We start from the raw sequence: 4,359 nt of genomic DNA on the forward strand, positions 1-4,359 counted from the left end.
GCCGCCGCCACCCGCGCGCCCGACACGAACACGAGCGCCGCGCATGCCGCGAAGGCGGCCGAGCGCACGCGCCTGTCCGCCGACGCGGCCGCCGCGGTGGCCGACGCCGTGAAGTCGCGCATCGAGCGGATCGTCAACGATACGGTGATGCAGGAACTCGGCGAACTGCGCGGGATGATGGCGGAGCAGTTCGACAGCCTGATGTGGCACGACCGCCAGCGTCGCAGCGCCGTGCATGGCGCGCTGACGAAGCACCTGTTCGCGGCCGGCTTCTCGGCGCAGCTCGTGCGGATGCTGGTCGACAACATGCCGGCCGGCGACGGCGCGCAGACCTTCGAACAGGCCGCCGAATGGGCGCAGTCGGTGCTCGCGTCGAACCTGCCGGTGCTCGAAAGCGAAGATGCGCTGATGGAACGCGGCGGCGTGTTCGCGCTGATGGGGCCGACGGGCGTCGGCAAGACGACCACCACCGCGAAGCTGGCCGCGCGCTGCGTGATGCGCTTCGGCGCGAGCAAGGTCGCGCTGCTGACCACCGACAGCTACCGGATCGGCGGCCACGAGCAGCTGCGCATCTTCGGCAAGATCCTCGGCGTGCCCGTGCACGCGGTGAAGGATGCGGGCGACCTCGCGCTCGCGCTGTCCGAGCTGCGCAACAAGCACATCGTGCTGATCGACACGATCGGCATGAGCCAGCGCGACCGCGCGGTATCCGACCAGATCGCGATGCTGCACGGGGCGAACGCGCCGGTGCAGCGCCTGCTGCTGCTCAACGCGACCAGCCACGGCGACACGCTCAACGAAGTCGTGCAGGCGTACCGCAGCGCGGGCGAGCATCCGGACCTGGCCGGCTGCATCCTCACGAAGCTCGACGAGGCGACCCACCTCGGCGGCGTGCTCGACACGGTGATCCGCTACAAGCTGCCGATCCATTACGTGTCGACCGGCCAGAAGGTGCCGGAGAACCTGTACGTCGCGTCGACCAAATTCCTGCTGAAAAGCGCGTTCTGTGTACCGCGTGACGGCTCCCCCTTCGTGCCGCAAGACGAGGACATGCCGACGCTGCTTTCCGCACTGACCGCACGTTCCACCGCCGAGCTTCACGAGGTGCGATTTGGATAAACGAATCATCGACCAGGCCGAAGGGCTGCGGCGCCTGCTGGCCGGGCGCGCGTCACGCATCGTCGCGGTGGCGGGCGGGCCGGCGGGGGTCGGCTGCACGTCCACCGTCGTGAACCTGGCGGCGGCGCTCGCGTCGCTCGGCAAGGATGTGCTCGTCGTCGACGAGCGTGCCGACGTGCATTCGGCCAGCGCGACGCTGGCGGGCGCGTGGCTGCGCGACGGCGAGCGCACGCGGGTCGCGGCCGGCTTCGGCCTGTGCGCCGCGGCGCGGCTCGCGCGCACCGGCTACACCGACGCGCAGCTGAGCGATTTCATCGACGGCCCGGCCGACATCGTCCTCGTCGACGCGCAGCTCGGCGCCGACGGCTCGTTCTCGGCGCTCGCCCGCGAAGCGCACGACGTGCTGGTCGTCACGCGGGTCGCCGCGCAGGCGATCACCGAGGCGTATGCGTACATGAAGCGGCTGCATTTCGCGCACGCGTTCGCGCAGTTCCGCGTGCTGACCAATCACGTCGGCAGCCACGCGGACGCGAAGGTCGCGTTCGACAACCTCGCGGGCGTCGCGAGCCGCTACCTGACGGTGTCGATCGCCGACGCGGGCTGCGTGAGCGCCGATCCGCTCGTCGAGCATGCGCGCGAGCTGACGCGTGCCGCGGTCGACGCGTTCCCGTCGTCGGCCGCCGCGCGCGACTACCGGCAGATTGCCGCCGACCTGCTGTACTGGCCGATGCGCCCGGGTTCGGGTGCGGGCCGCGCCGTGCACGCGGGCGGCAAGCCGTCGTATGAGGCGGGCGCGGCACACGCCGCGTGAGCGCCACCGCAAGGAGAGAGCCATGATGTACAACGCTCAAGGAAAGATGTCCCAGGCCGACGTGCTCGCGCAATATGCGCCGCTCGTGCGACGCCTCGGGCTGCAGCTCGTCGCGAAGATGCCGGCGAGCGTCGACCTCGACGACCTGATCCAGGCCGGCATGATCGGCCTGATGGACGCGGCCGGCCGCTACAAGGAAGACCAGGGCGCGCAGTTCGAGACCTACGCGACGCAGCGTATCCGCGGTGCGATGCTCGACGAGCTGCGCAGCAACGACTGGCTGCCGCGCAGCCTGCGCAAGACGTCGCGCGAGGTCGAGCACGCGGTGCACCAGGTCGAGCAGCATCTCGGCCGCTCGGCGAGCGAGACCGAGATCGCGCAGCACCTGAACATGCCGCTCGACGAATACCAGGGGATGCTGCAGGACCTGCACGGCAGCCAGCTGATCTACTACGAGGATTTCGACCGCGCGGCGGACGACGAGCCGTTCCTCGACCGCTACCGCGTCGATCACGCCGATCCGCTGTCGGCGCTGCTCGACGAGCACCTGCGCGAAGCGCTCGTCGAGGCGATCGAGCGGCTGCCGGAGCGCGAGAAGCTGCTGATGTCGCTGTACTACGAACGGGGTCTGAATCTGCGCGAGATCGGCGCGGTGCTCGAAGTGAGCGAATCGCGCGTGTGCCAGCTGCACAGCCAGGCCGTCGCGCGCCTGCGTGCACGGCTGCGCGAACAGGCGTGGGTCGGCGCGGAGTCCTGACCCTTTACTGACGGCCGCGCGCGCGTGCCGGGTGCGCGCCGGGTGCGTGCATGCTTGCGCATTCCGCGCGCCGATTTGCTACAATCCTCTCCGCTTTCCGAGGAGCGTTGCGACGGACCACCCTGCGTCCGCCAGGCTCGGAAGGCTTCACCAAGCAGCCGTGCGGCACAACCGCGTCGGCCCCGCTTCCTGAACGGCGCTCACGTCACCAATCTAGAAACTTTTTAGAAAGGAGGGCGTGATGAACGCCATTATCGATTCCAAAGCTTCCAACGATTACGTCGTCGCCGACATGGCGCTGGCCGGCTGGGGCCGCAAGGAACTGAACATCGCCGAGACCGAAATGCCGGGCCTCGTGCAGATCCGTGACGAATACAAGGCGCAGCAGCCGCTGAAGGGCGCGCGCATTGCCGGTTCGCTGCACATGACGATCCAGACGGGCGTGCTGATCGAGACGCTGAAGGCGCTCGGCGCGGACGTCCGCTGGGCCTCGTGCAACATCTTCTCGACGCAGGACCACGCCGCTGCCGCGATCGTCGAAGCCGGCACGCCGGTGTTCGCGTTCAAGGGCGAATCGCTCGACGAATACTGGGAGTTCTCGCACCGCATCTTCGAATGGCCGAACGGCGAATTCGCGAACATGATCCTGGACGACGGCGGCGACGCAACGCTGCTGCTGATCCTCGGCGCGAAGGCCGAGAAGGACCGTTCGGTGATCGCGAAGCCGACCAACGAGGAAGAAGTCGCACTGTACAAGTCGATCGCGCAGCACCTCGACGCGGACCCGACCTGGTACTCGACGCGCCTCGCGCACATCAAGGGCGTGACCGAGGAAACCACGACCGGCGTGCACCGCCTGTACCAGATGGAAAAGGACGGCCGCCTGCCGTTCCCGGCATTCAACGTGAACGATTCGGTCACCAAGTCGAAGTTCGACAACCTGTACGGCTGCCGTGAATCGCTGGTCGACGGCATCAAGCGCGCGACCGACGTGATGATCGCGGGCAAGGTCGCGGTCGTCGCGGGCTACGGCGACGTGGGCAAGGGCTGCGCGCAATCGCTGCGCGGCCTGGGCGCGACCGTGTGGGTCACCGAAATCGATCCGATCTGCGCGCTGCAGGCGGCGATGGAAGGCTACCGCGTCGTGACGATGGAATACGCGGCCGACAAGGCCGACATCTTCGTGACGGCCACCGGCAACTACCACGTGATCAACCACGATCACATGAAGGCGATGCGCCACAACGCGATCGTCTGCAACATCGGTCACTTCGACTCGGAAATCGACGTCGCGTCGACCCGCCAGTACGAGTGGGAAAACATCAAGCCGCAGGTCGACCACATCATCTTCCCGGACGGCAAGCGCGTGATCCTGCTGGCGGAAGGCCGCCTCGTGAACCTCGGCTGCGCGACCGGCCACCCGTCGTTCGTGATGTCGAACTCGTTCGCGAACCAGACGCTCGCGCAGATCGAGCTGTTCGTGCGCGGCAACGAGTACGAGAACAAGGTGTACGTGCTGCCGAAGCACCTCGATGAAAAGGTTGCGCGCCTGCACCTCGCGCGCATCGGCGCGAACCTGTCCGTGCTGTCGGACGAGCAGGCTTCGTACATCGGCGTGCAGAAGGACGGCCCGTTCAAGCCGAACCACTACCGCTACTGATCCGCTGCGCCG

At 67.8% G+C, this 4,359-nt stretch carries 4 protein-coding genes and 1 riboswitch; all 4 genes read left to right on the forward strand.

The window, feature by feature from the left end:
• A partial coding sequence (flhF, locus tag G3N96_RS37635) for a flagellar biosynthesis protein FlhF (RefSeq protein WP_206140377.1) occupies positions 1–1,119 on the forward strand: 1,119 nt, incomplete at its 5' end.
• Entirely contained in the window at positions 1,112–1,930 is an 819-nt protein-coding gene (locus G3N96_RS37640) for a MinD/ParA family protein (RefSeq protein ID WP_206140378.1), read from the forward strand. The genes flhF and G3N96_RS37640, both read left to right, overlap by 8 nt.
• Before the next feature lie 22 nt (positions 1,931–1,952).
• Positions 1,953–2,687, forward strand: a complete 735-nt coding sequence (locus G3N96_RS37645; RefSeq protein ID WP_006484033.1) for an RNA polymerase sigma factor FliA — start codon at positions 1,953–1,955, stop codon at positions 2,685–2,687.
• Between the two features lie 93 nt (positions 2,688–2,780).
• Positions 2,781–2,896, forward strand: a riboswitch (S-adenosyl-L-homocysteine riboswitch).
• 32 nt (positions 2,897–2,928) lie between these two features.
• Positions 2,929–4,347, forward strand: coding sequence for an adenosylhomocysteinase (gene ahcY, locus G3N96_RS37650; protein ID WP_124584456.1), 1,419 nt, complete (start codon positions 2,929–2,931; stop codon positions 4,345–4,347).
• Positions 4,348–4,359: the final 12 nt, after the last annotated feature.

The sequence above is a fragment of the Burkholderia sp. Se-20373 genome (assembly GCF_017104705.1).
Classification (GTDB): domain Bacteria; phylum Pseudomonadota; class Gammaproteobacteria; order Burkholderiales; family Burkholderiaceae; genus Burkholderia.

Coding starts and splice junctions, on each gene's coding strand:
- G3N96_RS37645 (WP_006484033.1), top strand. CDS start 1,953: ATGATGTACAACGCTCAAGGAAAGATGTCCCAGGCCGACGTGCTCGCG.
- ahcY (WP_124584456.1), top strand. CDS start 2,929: ATGAACGCCATTATCGATTCCAAAGCTTCCAACGATTACGTCGTCGCC.